This is a genomic window from Legionella waltersii, assembly GCF_001468085.1.
Taxonomy (GTDB): domain Bacteria; phylum Pseudomonadota; class Gammaproteobacteria; order Legionellales; family Legionellaceae; genus Legionella; species Legionella waltersii.
This window is the reverse complement of record NZ_LNZB01000060.1, coordinates 273,081-288,930: the sequence shown is the minus strand read 5'-3', so window position 1 is coordinate 288,930 and position 15,850 is coordinate 273,081. Positions and strand designations below refer to the sequence as shown.

The following is a 15,850-nucleotide window of genomic DNA, read 5'->3' as shown; positions in this document are numbered from 1 at the left end:
TATACTGCTTAATCTATTGCCGGATATGCCGGATATGCCGGATATGCCGGATATGCCGGATATGCCGGATATGCGCTGAAAATTAGTTTTTAATAAAATACCAAGTAGTGAATCTTGCCTGTCCTTGAGAGTTAATAATACCAGCATTTTTTAGATAATTAAGATCTTTTCGAAGCGTTCTTTCTGCAGGTTTTAATTGTAGATGGTCCATTATGTCTCTAATAGACATCTCCTCAACATTTTTTAAAACCGCAATTATTTCCATTTGACGAGGCGTAAAATCAGAGGGAGGTGTAATAGTTACTGCAGTATTCATCGCTTCTTTAAACCTGAAAATGACGGCGAAACCACTTTTATATTGAGCAAACTCAGGTTCTGGAGTTTGATTATTTTGACAATAACCAATCATTCTTAATGTACCGGTTCCCCAGTTTTCGATCCATCCACGCTTGTAAAAAACGTCGGCAATTTTTTGGTTTCTGGGGTATGAATCATGAGGGACTTTTAAGCTTTCAATATCAAGTTCAGGTGGTAGTTCTCCAATATTCCATATTTCGAGGCGGTCATCATATATAGCTAAGGAAATTGTGGCATTTTCGACCATATAGTCTCTATGACATATGGCATTAATTAGTGCTTCTCGTATTGCCAATGCTGGGACTGCTGGTTGATCAATACGTTGTAGTTTGCCTGGTTCAAAATATCCGGCAATTGGTAAATGACGTATTGAAAAATCAACTGCAGCTTTAATTAATTGAAATGCATTACCGTGTACTTGTAGGTTATCTATAAAATCACCGACTCTATCTTTACCCCTGAACCGAGCTAATCGGATCATGCAATGTGAGAAAATGGTGCTAGGATCTTTTGCATAAAGAACCACTGCAGCATTGGTTAATTTGCCGTGTTCAATTAGTTTGAAGTTTTTAAGTATTAGCTCAATATTGTAGGTAAGGGCCTCAGCACTTATTCTGTTTATATCAACACCTTCTTTAATGGTACGTCTGATTTCTTCCTGATCCAGATCTTTTATTGTTAAATCATTTTCGGTATATGAATCCCATTTATGATTTAACTGCCCACGGCGAATAATAAGTTGCTCATAGCGATGTTGAGACATACGCTCAGTAGTTGATTGGTTTCTTTCATAAGAACGGCCATCATAAGTATAGGGGATATGCTTACCAGCAGAGCATTTGATTACAATAACCTGTTTATTTTCGTCAACATCAATATAGTGAACATTCAGGGACGTTTTAGGCTCAATTTTTGATATTTCTCTAGCTATTTCTTGCTGAGTTTTGTCATTTACTTGTTGCCCTGCGATTTTTCCTTTATCAGTTACGCCTATTAGAATGGTGCCACCTGCTTCATTAAGAAAAGCGCATAGAGATTCAAATGCGGGTTTTAGTTGCCCTGTAGATTTTTTAAACTCAAGCTGGTGAGATTCACCTTTGCTTATCAGCTTATTTAATTGCTCAATATTCATTAATTACATCCATTATAGTAACTGCAGTATAATCGTTGTTATGTAGTTCTAAAACAAGTTTGCTAACAAAATTAGCCCATTTTTCAAGAGCTTCTTTTCTTTGTGGAAGCATTTCGTTTTTGTTATAAGTCGCCATGATTTTCGGCATTTTATGCCCCAGGCATTTTTCTATTACAACAGGATCAATATTTAATGTTTCTCCCAGTTGGGTCGCGAAAGTCCGGCGTAAATCATGAGGAGTCCATTGAGGAATATTGAGCCGTTCCTGGATGCGGTTGACTGCTTTGGGAATTGCTTTGTCTGATAAACAAGAAAGGCCATTCAGGCCGCTAATCACATACTCACTACTATTATTTTTCTTCAATTCTAGTAATAGGCTTTTCATGAATGGGGTTAAATGGACGCGTAATATTGTACCTGTTTTGGTATTTACGGCAGGGATTGTCCAAAGAGACTTATCAAAATCAAACTCTGACCATTTGGCCACACGAAGCTCTCCACCACGCACACCTGTCAGAAGAATGATCTTCAGTGAGTTTTTGATTTGCACTGATATATGATTTTTGTCGCTATCTAAAAAGTGCCAAAGCTCTTTGATTTCCTCTAGTGTTAAGTATCGTTCCCTGGCTTTTTCTAAACCGCCAATATCTCTAGCACGAATATTGGCAGCGGGATTTGAGAGCATATCACCACGGCTTTCCCCATAATTAAAAGCCTGTTTGAGTGCAGCCAGCACTTTATTGGCATGGATAGGGGAGCCCCGATTAACAATTTTATCTAGTGCCAGTGTTATTTCTTTGGTTTTGAGTTTAGCCAATTTTTTATCACCAAGCAGGGGGATAATATCGGCATAAATAATCTGTTTAATTTGTTGCGGGTGGGCTCGATGTTTTTCGATGTACCCTGAATACCATTCTGTTACCAACTGCTCAACAGTGGTGTCAGTGTGTGATTCTGGTTCTTGTTTAAGGCATTCTTCGGGGTTTTCCCCATTTTGTCGCTTATTCCATAATTCATTAAACAGACTCCTGGCTTCAGCTACTCCCATCGCAGGGAAGTGTCCTAAGGTGAGCCATTTTTCTTTTCCATTATGTTTATATCGATAAAACCAGGTTTTAGTTTCAGCAGGACTGACTCTAAGGCAAAATCCATTTCCCTCTGTTATATGATAACGACCTTTTTTGGCTGTCAGACTAGCGATTTTCTTATGAGTAAATTTTTCCATAAACATCTCTTTTTATTTTTGATTTGGCTACACCAATGGCTACACTTTTTTGTGTATTTAAATTATAATAGATTTAATCGATTGATATGTCAAAATAAATAAAACTCAGTGTTTATAAGGGTATTTTGGCTGTAAATATAGTTGTTTGATAGCAATTGATATTGATTGGAATTATCATGGGGTGCTAGTGGTCGAAGGTTCAAATCCTTCCGTCCCGACCAATAAATCCCCTTTAAAATCAATAAGTTACACAGAAAACTTTGAATCCATATATTTCTAATGCTATTTTACTGGGTACCTTGCTGGGTACTTTATGAAACTCTAGCCAGCGTTTCTTGTTACTGGTTACCCAGCTGGTTCCTTTATTGAGTTTTGGGATGAGTACCCCACCTTAATTGGGGTAGAGCCCAAGTTACGCACGATATTCAAATCAAATTTTTTATCCAGGTTAAATTTAGGTACACTTCTAGGTACACTTTTTAAATTTCCCTCCTTCGGCAACAGTGATATTGAGGCAACGATGCAATTTACATGCTTGTCAGGCCTGGGCTTCGGCAACAGGTAATTTGGCAGTTCGGCCTAAAAATAGCCAGCGATTGTTTAATAATACCTTAATAAAAAACGGGTACAATTGAATAATGATTGCACAACATGAGTTGTTCATGTTTCATAGTATGGAAGTAATCGAGATGTTAGTTGTATTAGAGCTTAAAGCCCATCAAAACATCAGACAGTGCTCTGTTGCTGAAATCTTTCATGCGATTGAATTTCCAAGCCATAAAATCCCCGCACACTAACAACTACTCATTAAGAGTATTACACCATTTTGTTTAATTCATTGCTAAGGCAATAGTAGGCTGCCTGTCCGCTTCCTTATGGTCGCGGCTCGGTTGTTTGTGCTTGATTCAACATTGCCCTAGTATGAAAAATCTAGAACCAATTAGCCAAAAGGGGGGGGGCTCGATGTTTTCAGCCATCACCCATAGGAAAAGCAATTTAACCAACCACACGCTCTAATACGACAAAGCGCGTGAAGAAAATAGAGGTAAAAAATGAATCCAGAACAAGCTATAAATGAAATTCAAACAGGGAAGGCGCCGCAAGGATTACAATTTAATACAACAGATCTTGATACTTTAAGAGATAGTTACAATGCTTTACCTTGGTACAAGAAAATGTTTTATAACCCAAAACTTAAACGCAGTTTAAATGCTATTGGCCCTAATGAAACTGATGCTCAAAAAATACTTCAGGTATATAAGGATTTAACCACATCAGATTGGTGGTTTGACGGTTTTTTTGCTTGCATTCAAATCGTAAAAAAAACAAATTCATTTAATTTGATTTCTACGCTTCTAAACCTTTCTTTTTTTTACTTAAGCTATGAAAGCACATTAGCTTATATTTTAAATGAAAATCCAACGGTTGACGCGGTGAATAAATGTCTCACACACTTCAAATATACGAGCGGCAAGACCATCATTACAACTCCAGTTACTCAAATTGTTACGCTTTCGCAAGATGAATTTATAACTTTCATTAAGTTGACTGGAAATCAGTCTAAATACCACAATCAGCTTCTCTATACGGCAGCGCGTTTAAATAAAACACTTCAAATAGAAATTTTATTAACTTATAACCCGGACCTTTTATATTTTTCCCCTGAAATAGGTTATGCATTGACCCCAATTGAGTTGATGATGAACCATCTAACTCCATCTGAATTTGAAGAAATGGTCCGGCATGTTGATTTTAAGAAAACCCAAAATAGTTCTGCTGAAATGGTACTGCATAGAATTCTAAAGCAAGAGAACAGTAAAGAGTACGTTATTGAGGGGCTCATTGCTCAAGGGGCTCCATTGGATTATAAAGACACTGAGGGTAATGGTCCTTTAGAGGCAGCCATTTTTTCTGGGAGTGTTTCTAAAGTCAAATTAATGTTGAAAGCCCTTAACATGACCCAAGATGACTGGGCTCAGTACTTAATTACTGCAAGGCCCAATAAAAAACCGCCTCTGTTTGAGATAATTGAAAAAAATCAAAGAGCATTGTTTGATTTTGTTTTAAATGACGAATTTGTAAAAAAGGTAATTTCAGAGTCAAATGTCGCATATGAGGATATGAGTTTATTCAGTTTAGCGATAAGATATCATATTGAAAAAATTTATGATATTTGCTTGCCAAGGGTGCCTGACTCTTCTGTTAATCTATATTTCAAAGAAGCTATGTTGCATGATAGAGAGGAGCTGGCTATATCGTTAATGGATAGAGCATCGTTTAACATAGAAGAGATATCCAATGATGGGAGAAACAGTTTTTTGGCTTTAGCTATCAAGCATGGGCTAATTAAACTAGCGACCATTCTTATTGAAAAATCCCCTGAAAATATAATCAATTTTCAAGATTCCAGAGGAGATACTCCTTTAATATTAGCGACTAAACAGGATCAAAGTTTGCTTGTTAACATGCTCTTACAGAAAAATGCAAACGTCGATATTGAAAATAAGAATGGATATACGGCATACCTTTGGGCTCAAGAGTATAGGAAGTTCCAGATCGCCGAATTAATTCAGGCGAAAAATCCAGCTGTAGGCATAAATAACTGGGCAAGCGTTCTTGGTGAAATACAGAGGAAAGAGAAACAAGATTCTGAATACGGAAGTTTCTATCAAAACTCACGGCCTAGAAAAGACTCGTCTATTCACGTTACAGTTGAGCATCGAGGGAAGAGTAAAAGACGGGATGATGAATTTCAAAGTTTTTTTAGAAATATACTTCATTAATTGAACGTAGTTAGTAACAATCTGTAGGCTGGGTGAGCTGTGTGCTGTCACCAAAAGTATCCAGTATTAACCTAGCCTCTTGGATCCTTCGCGCATTGGTCGAGCATAAAATCACTGTATCTAATTGGTTCTGTCGAAAATAGAAAACCTTGGTTATAGTGCAACTTCAAAAAAGGTTCACTATGATTAGTTTCGAAGGTCGTCATTTTCCCAAAGATTTAATATTGATGGCAGTACGCCGGAAGCTTGCTTATCCACTAAGCTACAGAAATTTTTTGATTATTTCATCAGCCACTTAGCGGACAGCTATTTGGGGATGCCATTCGTTATTAATATTAATCATTTCTACATTTTCTAATTCAATAGGAAAACCAAGTCCATCATAGAGGAAGGTGGGTTCAATTTTGGTTTTCATTAGTACGCGCTCTTATTTGATTTCCGTTCATATATTATACAACTATTGACAACAATATAAATTTTATTAACAAGTACAAATCCGTGGTGATCTCGGGTTCAAGTAACTGGCTAAGCATAAAGGGATCAAGCCTTGCTCTTGGCTTTCTTAGTACATCCAGCATAAATAGCAAAAAGCAGCCTTGCCCCCTTTATTTCATACATCCTTGCTTATCTTAGAAGCCTTGGATTTAGCTTGCTTTGGTCCGCTAACAGGCTCTAAGCAAGATGACATAGTTTTAAATTTTTCTGTTCGATGATCTCGACCTGTCCGAGCGCTACGAACTCTTAACCCCTGGGCATCGCGAACCATTCTTCTTACTTCCTCAGGGTATTTATCGATTACCTTGAGAAATGTTACCTCCGTTGCAGATGGCTTTTTTGCTCTTTGCTCCCACCCCTGGAGGGTTCTTTTGTTAATGCCGTAACTAGAAGAAAATTCCTCTTGAGTCATCTCCTGTCTATTTCTTATAAATTTAACGTCAAACTCAATGTCGGGGTTTGCTCTCTTGAATCCTGTCAACTCTTCTTTAGTTAAAAGTGGTGCATCAGGATCAGATGAGGCTGCCCTCTCAATATCTTCCTCGGTTAAGGATTTAACCTTGTCCCAATCAGTCTTTCCTTTAAATTTCATAGTATGATTTTCTTTCATTTCTACTTGCCCTCCTCGCAGAAATTAACCTGTAAACATTTCCTTCTCTTATAACATATGCAACCAGAAGGATATTACTATTAACTTCTCCGATAACTTCGTAACGATCTTCATAATTTTTATAGGATTGGCGCTCAATTCTATAGGGATCTTCAAAAATATGTTTCGCGTCCTGAAAATCTATTCCATGCTTTTCTATGTTTATTTGACGCTTAGGCTCGTCCCAAGTGAACGTTTTATTTTTGCTCATAATAATATTATACGCCAATAGCGTATATAGTCAATAATTAGCGACATCAATTTTTAGATACTCTTAGAATCCAAATTATCTTCTCGAAGCTATTTAAACCAATCTAATCGCAGTTATTTGCGCTTTTTTCAATTATTTCTGATTAGTGATATTAACGCGGAATGATCAATTACCTACAAATGGCATATTTATATATTTGCTGATTTCACAGGTAATTGAGGTGGCGTTATTTTGAGGAAGGCTTTGCTCACACAAAACATAGAGTGATCAACCGTTGCGCTTTGCTTTCTATGTAAATCCAGCATAAATAGCAAAATGCAAGGCTTGACCCTTTTGTTTATATTATTTTCCTAGGATTTTTAAAACAACGTAAATCATCCAGTCTGGTAGCTGATTTAATATTTTTTTAAGTTGGGCTTTATCTCTTTGCGACAATATTTGTTTACTTTCTGCACCATATCATCAGTAATATGATTCTTTCCAATATGGTTTAATGCATTAAGTACCTTAATCACATTGGGATATAAAGGTATATTATTCATAAATTTTGAATGAATAAATTTTATTGGATAGTTCGCTATGTTTTTTTGTCGAGAGACACCAGAAACAATATAAGAAGGTGTTGCTGATACTTGATCATCAAAACCAAGCTGATTAGCTAATTGAGCACCACCGGGTTGAATAGTATCACCTTTTTTTGATGCAATCGCTCTTGCTATTGCATCTGGATTTGCTGATAAAGTTCCGAGTTTTGAATGTTTGATAGGAAAATCATATATCCCATGCCCAATTTTTCTGATAATCCCTTTTTCAACCAGCCTGAGTAAGGTCACGCCTACTGTATTGCGAGGCGCTATATCAAGAAAATCTTTAGGCGTGAAAACCCAACCGCGTTGTTTCGCTCTGATTCGCCTTAAAATGCTGTCACTCGTCGATTTCATGATTAGCCCATGTAATAAATTTTATATAAAAAACATTACATCAAATAATTGTATTTAATGATTATCTCTATGATATATAACGCTTTAATTATCTATATATAAAAAATGCTTTTTAATTTTATAGCATGCACAAAACAAACAACAATGTTTTGGGTGATAAATTTTCAATTTGAATAAAATTAGAGGTAAAACGATAAAGAACATACTTTTGTGGTAAAATGTCACTGGCTCTTCTTTAAGGATGACTTTTATTCTTTATGCCAATTATAAGGTATACTTAACCAGCTTCCAACCGGCTGATATTTATGGTTACCCAACATTCTTCAATCGCAGAAAAAATCGCATTATTTCAATCTCTCTTTCGAGGGCGTTCTGATGTCTATCCTCGCCGGTTTCAAAATAGAAAAACACATAAATCTGGATATGCGCCTGCTTGTAAAAATGAATGGGTTAGAAATGTCTGCCAAAAACCGCGCATCAAGTGCATGGATTGCCAACATCGGCAATTTATTCCTATAGACGATGAGGTTGTATATTGGCATTTGCAAGGATATGACAACAAAGGCCAGGACTTTGTTATGGGGATTTACCCTATGCTATTGGACGAAACCTGTTATTTTCTTGCAGCTGATTTTGACAAAGCAACCTGGGAACAGGATGCGGTTGCTTTTCTGAAAACCTGCCTTCAAAAAAATTTGCCTGCGGTACTTGAACGCTCTCGCTCTGGTAAAGGTGCCCATGTTTGGATGTTTTTTGAGGACTCAATACCAGCAGCATTAGCAAGAAAATTAGGAGCATCAATTTTAACAGAAACAATGGAATCTAATCCTGCAGTTGGCTTGGATTCATATGATCGATTTTTCCCCAATCAAGATACTTTACCTCGAGGTGGTTTTGGCAACCTAATTGCCTTGCCTCTACAAAAAGCAGCACGGCATGCTGGAAATAGCGTATTTATTAATGAACAATTACAAGTTATTGAAGATCAATGGGCTTATCTTGCAGATATAAAAAAAATAACTCGTTTTGAAATAGAGCAATTAGTTAGTGAAGCAGAGGCTAAAGGACGTGTTGTTGGTATACGATTAGAAATTATTGAAGAAGAAAATAGAACGCCTTGGAAACCGCCAGTACCATTACCAATCATTGATACATTACCTAAAACGATTCACTTGATTCTCAGTAATGAGATTTTTATTGAAAAGGAATCATTGCCATCCCCGTTATTAAATCGACTGATTCGTATAGCCGCTTTTCAAAATCCTGATTTCTATAAAGCACAAGCAATGCGATTACCTGTCTATGATAAGCCTCGTATCATTGGTTGTGCTCGTGATTACTCGCATCATATTGGGCTTCCCCGTGGTTGTTTGGATGACATTACGAAATTGCTGCGTGAACTAAAAATTAAATACACTACCCAAGAAGAATTGTTTACGGGGGAGTCATTAGATATTCAATTTTGTGGTGAGCTTAGACCCGAACAACAAATTGCCGTCGATGCGTTAATTAAATCAGATATTGGTGTATTGTCTGCTACGACAGCATTTGGTAAAACAGTTGTTGCTGCCTGTATGATTGCTAAGAGAAAAACCAACACCTTGATTATTGTTCATACGAAACAACTGCAAGATCAATGGGTAGAGCGATTGCAAACTTTTCTTGGGCTTCCTGCTAAAAAAATTGGTCGATTTGGTGGAGGGCGAAAGAAAGTTACAGAGTTTATTGATATTGCTCTGATTCAAAGTCTTACTAAGCATACTGACATTGAGAGTATGATTTCTCCGTATGGTTATGTAATTGTAGATGAGTGCCACCATATCCCGTCAGTCAGTTTTGACGATATAATTCGGCAAGTCAAAGCTAAATTTATTACGGGATTGTCAGCCACACTGGTGCGTAAAGATGGTCGTCATCCTATTATTATGATGCGCTGTGGTCCTATTCTTCATCGCGTGGATGCTAAAGCACAAGCTATTGAGAGACCATTTGAACATTATGTTTTTGTGCGTCCAACAAGCTTTCGTCCTTACAAGCAAATCCATGAAAACTTGCGCATTCAATTTCAAGATTTATATGAAGAATTAATGCATGATGATTACCGCAATCAAATGATTTGTAATGATGTTATCCACGCTGTCAAAAAAGGACGCTCACCTATTATTTTAACGGAAAGAAATGAACATCTTGATATACTTCATCAACAATTAAGCTCAGAAGTACAACATTTAATTGTGCTTAAAGGTGGCCTCAACGTTAAAGAAATGAAACAAGCTATTTCGCAGTTAACTTCTATTCCATTAAACGAAGAGCGTGTTGTGCTTGCAACGGGGAGATTTGTTGGTGAAGGATTTGATGATGCGCGATTAGATACTTTATTTTTGACATTACCTATTTCCTGGAAAGGAACGATTGCACAATATGTTGGTCGGCTTCATCGATTACATGATACAAAAAAAGAAGTGCATGTATATGATTATGCTGATTTCGCTGTTCCTATGTTAGAGCGTATGTTTCAACGAAGATCTAGTGCTTACGAATCTGTTGGTTATAAAATAATACAACCCGCAAGTGCTTATCCCGGATGGCCGTCGGATGTTGTTCTTCCTGTTGAACCTCTTTGGAAAAATGATTATGGCAGTACCATTAGACGTTTGGTTTCAGATGGCATTGATAACTCATTAGCGAAATTATTTTCGGACGTTGCAATGTTAGAATCTGATCAAATTGATCGTGCACGTAGCCTAATTGAGGCTTTCTTGTTTTGCCGCTTAGAGACATTACCAGAAACTAAGGGACGGTTTCAATTAAATCACGTATTAACGATTCCATTTGATGGGCTAGGTGGTATGGAAGTAGATCTGATCTGCTGTGATGCACGAGTTGTTATTGAAATTGATGGAATTCAACATCTTTCCTCTAAAGAAGCCTATCGTACAGACAGGCGTAAGGATTTGTTACTTCAGGAGCATGGTTATATGGTTTTGCGTTTTCTTGCTGAAGATGTCAGTAAACGACTTGATGTGGTGCTTGATGCTATTATTCGAGTGCTTCATAAGAGCAATAAGCCAATGTTATTAAAAGATTAAATTAGTGTTATAAGTATCTTTTTCAATCGGTTACAAAATGTAACCAGTTGCTTATTTTTCAGTTATTTCCATTTTGGAAACATCTAGTTTTTTAGTGTTACAGTAAGTCTAATTAAAAAGGCTAAAACTGCATTAAGGCTTAGTAGCGTTATTATTCCATTTTTCATAAGTACGTTGATGATTTCAGATAATAAAAACCCGCTGTACTCGGTTTCAAATTGTTCGCGAAAAAGAGAATCTTGCATTTCTCTTTCAAAAGTAGATAACTGTTTTTTAGTCATAATATTCACCTGTTTTGCATAACTTCTTTTATTCAATTGAAAGGGGGGGGCAATTTGCCACTACCCTTAATCTTACTTTGTTCATTATTTGTTAGTACCAGTCGGTGATAAAATGTCACCGACTGGTACTAAGTGAAAACAATTTATGTTATGCGCATAGGTTTAATTGCAGAGGTTTGGGTTTTTTACCTTTGGCATTTACAAAAGCTTCGCTTCTTTCGAAATTCGAATAGAAATTCTTTTGCTCAGCTTTAGTCCTAGTTAGTGTTTTTTTGATAATATAAAGTCGTAATACTTGCTCCGTATTTGCATTCATATTGGTTATCTCATCCTCAAATTTTTCCCATTTACTGACAGCTGTGTGTGATTCATGAACCACTGTTTCACCAAATTCACGTAGAGACATGGAAAAATAGGAGCGAATGAATTTAACTTGATTGCCAGTTAATCTTTCTTCTTGGGTAGCCAGTTTTTTGATTATTTCATCAGCCACATAGCGAACATCGATTTTGGGATGCCATTCGTCATTGATATTAATCATTTCTACATTTTCTAATTCAATAGGAAAACCAAGTCCTTCATAAAGGAATGTAGGTTCAATTTTAGTTTTCATGGTGTTTCCTCCTCGCTTAAATTGATCACTGTAATGATGGGCATCAGAGCATCAGTAAATGTAAGGATAATTCGTACTTTTTTCTCATCTATATCTTTACCTTCAATACAGTATTTCCAATCCTGCGGTTTTTCATGTATGTAGTTGGATTCATAGGAATCCTTGCTTTTGTTTCTTTTTCTTTCGTAGCCTGATTTACCTTCTAAAATATTGAGCACATCAAGATCTGAAATATTTCTTTGTTTTTGCCTTTCTTTTGCATGCGGCACAAAGATATAGTTTCTTTCTTTAATTTTCTTCTCAATCAAAGCAAAAAGCTCTTGGTCTGTTTTTTTAGAAGGTTTTTTAACCATTACTTCTATTCCATATTGTTATTATAGTTTTTGTAAACTAAGTTTACAAGATTTGATATGAAATTTATCAAAGATTGTAGCTGATTGTATATAAATATCATATGTTCCATTTTGGAACATGTGCTTTTTTTGTTAATTTTTATCCTTAAATAAAGTTCTAATATTGAACTCTTCCCAATTTGGAAACAGTTGCTTACTACTGAATTATGTTCATTAACCAAGGGTAGAGACAAATTATCCCTACCCTTGGGCATTGTTATTAATCTATGAATAGATACTTATTAGAATGAATTCGCTGCGCTCATGGGTTCCTGGATTTCACGTTGTTTCATCCAGGCTACGTCTGATTTGTCGTGAGAGAAGGATTCAATTTGTTGGTTCCACCTTTCCAATGCTTCTTTTCTTTGGGGCAGCATTTCATTCTTATTGTAAGTGGCCATAATCTTCGGCATTTTATGCCCTAAACATTTCTCAATCACCACTGGATCAACATGCAACGCCTCACCAAGCTGAGTTGCAAAGGTGCGTCTTAGATCATGAGCTGTCCAATGGGGAATGCCGACTCGTGATTGTATTCTGATTACTGCTCTTGGCATAGCTCGGTCGGATAAAATATTTTGGTCATCTGCGCCTGTAATGACGTATTCTGAATTGCTATGTGCTTTGAGTTCTCTCAATACCTTTTTGGTCAGTTCAGTGAGGTGGATTCTCATGACTATATTGGTTTTGGTATTTTCGGCTGGGATAGTCCATAAGGAGTTTTCAAAGTCGAATTCTGACCATTTGGCTACTCGGATTTCGCCTGTTCTAACTCCTGTAAGCAGGATGATTTTCAGGGCTGCTCTGATCTGGAACGAGGTGCCGTGTTCTTCACTGTCTAAGAATTGCCATAAGGTTTTTACTTCATCGAGGGTTAAATAGCGTTCTCTGGGTTTTTATATACCGCCTATGTCTCTTGCTCGTATAGTCATGGCAGGGTTTATCAGCATTTCACCTCGGCTTACAGCATAGTTAAGGGCTTGCTTTAGAGTACTTAGCACCTTGTTCGCATGAACAGGGGAGCCACGGCCTACAATCTTATCGAGGGCTTGAGTTATCTCACGAGTTTTTAAGTGCTCTAATTTCTTATTGCCCAAAAGGGGAATGATATCTATTTGATATCAATTGATACTGTTTGAAAACGGTCTTTTTAAGAATGGGGTGCTAGTGGTCGAAGGTTCAAATCCTTCCGTCCCGACCAGTTAAAATCCTTTTAAATCAACAAGTTACGCATAATAATTAAATCAAATTTTTTATCCAACCTAAATTTAGGTACACTTCTAGGTGCACTTTTTAAAATTAAATAATTTGGTCATTGGGCTTAAGGAGTGATTGAGCAATTTTAAAAAGCAAAATAAAGCAGACCTGAGGCCTGCTTGAATTGTGAGATTATTATTGTTAGGAAACGTCTTTCTCACCATTTAAAATAGTTTGATCAATCCATGATTTAGTTTACGCTCAATTTATGTTGACTGTAATAAATCGTCTTGTCATTAAGATTTAATTTGATTGTTATCTGAAGTTCAAGGGTAATCATTAGAAGATAAGTTTATTTGTTGTGCATTTGTAATCTCAAACGTTGCTAAAAACTGCTAACTTGGTTTACTCGATGCTGTTCATGATTTGATGGCACGCTTTTTACAGATTCAGATGCCAATTTCGTGGAATTGATTGTCGGAGCTTTTCTCACAAGGTGGTGAGACTATCGAATAATAGGAATAGGACTCATATTCGTATCTACAGCAACCATTGTGAACTTTCCTTCCGTGCATAGTTTTCGCTCACCAGTTGGCAAGATTTCGGAATACAGCTTTACATCAACAGTTAAACTTGTTTTTCCAACACTCTCGACAACGGCAACAAGATCAATGAGCTCGCCCACTTTTACAGGAACTTTAAATTCGATTTTATCACTTGCAACGGTGACAACAGTAGTTCGAGTATAGCGAGTTGCCGCGATACTTGCCACCATATCCATCCACTCAAGCGCGTGTCCGCCAAAAAGTGTTCCAACATGATTTACCTGATTCGGAAAAACGATCTGCATCATACGTGTTTCCATCGATGTGTTTTTAGTCATCATTATCCTTAAATTTTTTTTATTATTTAGTCTAACTCAAATTCAAGTTTGATGGGGGATAGTGCTATGTTATTTTATCCCATTGCTATGCAAATTAAATAAAACGGCTGGCTTATCTGTAATACCAACATCAGTTATTTTATCAATAACTTCCTTGTCGCTGTGTTACTCTAAAAATAATCCAGCCTGTTATCGAGCCCAATTCTTTGAAACCATTCTCTCAATTTTCTTTAGTTCATGCGGTTGTTCGACAGGCATGGATTCATTTTCTTCAGTTTTGAGAATAACTGCTGTTCTTGCAGCTCCTCGCGCAAGTGCATTCATTATAAAGATTGATGCAAAAATCGAGATTCGGATCGTTTTAGAGCCATAAATCGATATCACGTTAAAAGATCTGCTTTATTTGTCTTATCCTCTACGCGCAAAATGCCCCTACTTACTGTTTAAAACCATATTGATATATTTTAATACAATATTGACGTATAATATAATCGTTTACGCACTTAAAGAGTAGATATGCCTTATAACAAAGTATTCCCATTAATGGGAGTTGGAACCTTTATTGGTGTTGAATTAGATCGCATTGAAGATGTAGAACAGCGAATGACAGCTGTCAAAAATACTGTGTATAAAGCTTTGGAGCTAGGGTACAGACATATAGATCTTGCATTAAGCTACGGCAATTTACCCGCAATTGGTGGAGCAATTCAGCAAGCGATGAAACCCAAAGCGGAGGGTGGCCTGGGGATCTCTCGCGATGAATTATGGCTTACCATGAAATCAGATCAGTATAAGCCTGACGATATTCAAGCGTACCTTAAGGCTTTAGGCGTAGAGTACATTGATACGTTTATGCTTCATCATCCTTACAGAGATCATATTTTCGGTAGTGAAGAACAACTGACGAATACATGGGAGGCAGTAACATCTCTTTTAGGTGATAAAGTTAAAACGGTGGGGGTGTCTAATTGCTATCCAGGCCATCTCTCACGACTAATCGCTGTATGTGACAAGAATAAATTGCCTAAGCCATTCAGCAACGAAGTTGAGTCGAATTTATTATGTCCTAATGATGCAACCATTAAATTTTGTCGAGACAATGGTATACAAGTTATTGCTTATTCACCGCTGGGATACAATATGTCGTCTATTATACTCAAGTCCGAAATTTTAGTAACAATTGCTGATAATATGGATGCAACACCTACTCAGATTGCATTGGCATGGCATATGGCTCGAGGTGTGGCAGTGATTCCTAAATCAACTCATACGGAGAGACTTCAAGAAAATTTGGGGGCATTGACCTATGTTGATCAGATAGACGTAAACAAACAGAGAGAATTGTCTACAATAGCTTTTGATGGTATGGATGCTGTGACTCAAACCGCAGAAGAGGCCAAAGCGCATGCTGAGTCATTAGTTTGGGTTGTGGCTGAACCTGAAAGAGATTCAGAGGTAGATGATGAAATTCAGGGTTTAAATGCGGTTAGAAATTTTTGTTGAGAGTCATTTGATATTCATCACGCTGTAGCTTGATTTTACCCCACTTTAGTAGACACAACTGCATGAACTTTTGCATCTGCTTTTCAAATCGCTAATGAG

Annotated in this window: 14 protein-coding genes and 1 pseudogene; 4 read left to right on the top strand and 11 right to left on the bottom strand. The window is 36.9% G+C overall.

Features of this window, described 5'->3' with window-relative positions; translation table 11 throughout:
- Positions 1-82: 82 nt before the first annotated feature.
- Both Lwal_RS14380 and Lwal_RS14375 read right to left on the bottom strand, forming a co-directional pair.
- The gene (locus Lwal_RS14380; RefSeq protein WP_058481496.1) at positions 83-1,489 is read right to left on the bottom strand and encodes an RNA-binding domain-containing protein; all 1,407 of its coding nucleotides are present in this window, start codon (positions 1,487-1,489) and stop codon (positions 83-85) included.
- Positions 1,479-2,714 (bottom strand): tyrosine-type recombinase/integrase, encoded by a 1,236-nt coding sequence (locus Lwal_RS14375; RefSeq protein ID WP_058481495.1) that lies wholly within the window; start codon positions 2,712-2,714, stop codon positions 1,479-1,481. The genes Lwal_RS14380 and Lwal_RS14375 overlap by 11 nt, the downstream gene beginning before the upstream one ends.
- Before the next feature lie 662 nt (positions 2,715-3,376).
- On the opposite strand from Lwal_RS14375, the gene Lwal_RS18070 reads away from it, so the two are divergent.
- Positions 3,377-3,511 (top strand): hypothetical protein, encoded by a 135-nt coding sequence (locus Lwal_RS18070; protein WP_269458311.1) that lies wholly within the window; start codon positions 3,377-3,379, stop codon positions 3,509-3,511.
- Positions 3,512-3,766: 255 nt separating this feature from the next.
- On the top strand, positions 3,767-5,497 hold the full coding sequence (locus tag Lwal_RS14370) for an ankyrin repeat domain-containing protein (RefSeq protein WP_058481494.1): 1,731 nt from the start codon (positions 3,767-3,769) through the stop codon (positions 5,495-5,497).
- A gap of 610 nt (positions 5,498-6,107) precedes the next feature.
- Here the strand turns inward: Lwal_RS14370 and Lwal_RS14365 are convergent.
- The 3 genes from Lwal_RS14365 to Lwal_RS14355 all read right to left on the bottom strand — a co-directional run bounded on the left by Lwal_RS14365 (position 6,108) and on the right by Lwal_RS14355 (position 7,793).
- Positions 6,108-6,602: a helix-turn-helix domain-containing protein gene (locus Lwal_RS14365; protein ID WP_058481493.1), complete on the bottom strand. Its 495-nt coding sequence runs from the start codon at positions 6,600-6,602 to the stop codon at positions 6,108-6,110.
- Positions 6,574-6,852 carry a BrnT family toxin gene (locus Lwal_RS14360; protein ID WP_058481492.1) on the bottom strand — a complete coding sequence of 93 codons (279 nt, stop codon included), beginning with the start codon at positions 6,850-6,852 and terminating at the stop codon, positions 6,574-6,576. The genes Lwal_RS14365 and Lwal_RS14360 overlap by 29 nt, the downstream gene beginning before the upstream one ends.
- A gap of 395 nt (positions 6,853-7,247) precedes the next feature.
- Positions 7,248-7,793 (bottom strand): DUF6088 family protein, encoded by a 546-nt coding sequence (locus Lwal_RS14355; RefSeq protein ID WP_231950975.1) that lies wholly within the window; start codon positions 7,791-7,793, stop codon positions 7,248-7,250.
- 305 nt (positions 7,794-8,098) lie between these two features.
- Here Lwal_RS14355 and Lwal_RS14350 point away from each other — a divergent pair, with 305 nt between their 5' ends.
- Complete coding sequence (locus Lwal_RS14350) at positions 8,099-10,882, top strand: TOTE conflict system archaeo-eukaryotic primase domain-containing protein (RefSeq protein ID WP_058481491.1); 2,784 nt, start codon at positions 8,099-8,101, stop codon at positions 10,880-10,882.
- Positions 10,883-10,965: 83 nt separating this feature from the next.
- Here the strand turns inward: Lwal_RS14350 and Lwal_RS14345 are convergent, their stop codons facing one another.
- The 6 genes and pseudogenes from Lwal_RS14345 to Lwal_RS18065 all read right to left on the bottom strand — a co-directional run bounded on the left by Lwal_RS14345 (position 10,966) and on the right by Lwal_RS18065 (position 14,572).
- Positions 10,966-11,163 carry a hypothetical protein gene (locus tag Lwal_RS14345; protein WP_058481490.1) on the bottom strand — a complete coding sequence of 66 codons (198 nt, stop codon included), beginning with the start codon at positions 11,161-11,163 and terminating at the stop codon, positions 10,966-10,968.
- Positions 11,164-11,311: 148 nt separating this feature from the next.
- Positions 11,312-11,776, bottom strand: coding sequence for a hypothetical protein (locus tag Lwal_RS14340; RefSeq protein ID WP_058481489.1), 465 nt, complete (start codon positions 11,774-11,776; stop codon positions 11,312-11,314).
- Positions 11,773-12,129: a DUF4258 domain-containing protein gene (locus Lwal_RS14335; protein WP_058481488.1), complete on the bottom strand. Its 357-nt coding sequence runs from the start codon at positions 12,127-12,129 to the stop codon at positions 11,773-11,775. The genes Lwal_RS14340 and Lwal_RS14335 overlap by 4 nt, the downstream gene beginning before the upstream one ends.
- Before the next feature lie 281 nt (positions 12,130-12,410).
- Positions 12,411-13,280, bottom strand: a pseudogene (locus tag Lwal_RS17145) (tyrosine-type recombinase/integrase); the annotation flags it as partial.
- A 590-nt stretch (positions 13,281-13,870) separates the two neighbouring features.
- Positions 13,871-14,218 carry an acyl-CoA thioesterase gene (locus tag Lwal_RS14325; RefSeq protein ID WP_231950974.1) on the bottom strand — a complete coding sequence of 116 codons (348 nt, stop codon included), beginning with the start codon at positions 14,216-14,218 and terminating at the stop codon, positions 13,871-13,873.
- Between the two features lie 219 nt (positions 14,219-14,437).
- Positions 14,438-14,572 (bottom strand): hypothetical protein, encoded by a 135-nt coding sequence (locus Lwal_RS18065; protein ID WP_269458310.1) that lies wholly within the window; start codon positions 14,570-14,572, stop codon positions 14,438-14,440.
- 192 nt (positions 14,573-14,764) lie between these two features.
- Here Lwal_RS18065 and Lwal_RS14320 point away from each other — a divergent pair, with 192 nt between their 5' ends.
- On the top strand, positions 14,765-15,751 hold the full coding sequence (locus Lwal_RS14320) for an aldo/keto reductase family protein (protein ID WP_058481485.1): 987 nt from the start codon (positions 14,765-14,767) through the stop codon (positions 15,749-15,751).
- The last annotated feature ends 99 nt before the right edge of the window (positions 15,752-15,850 follow it).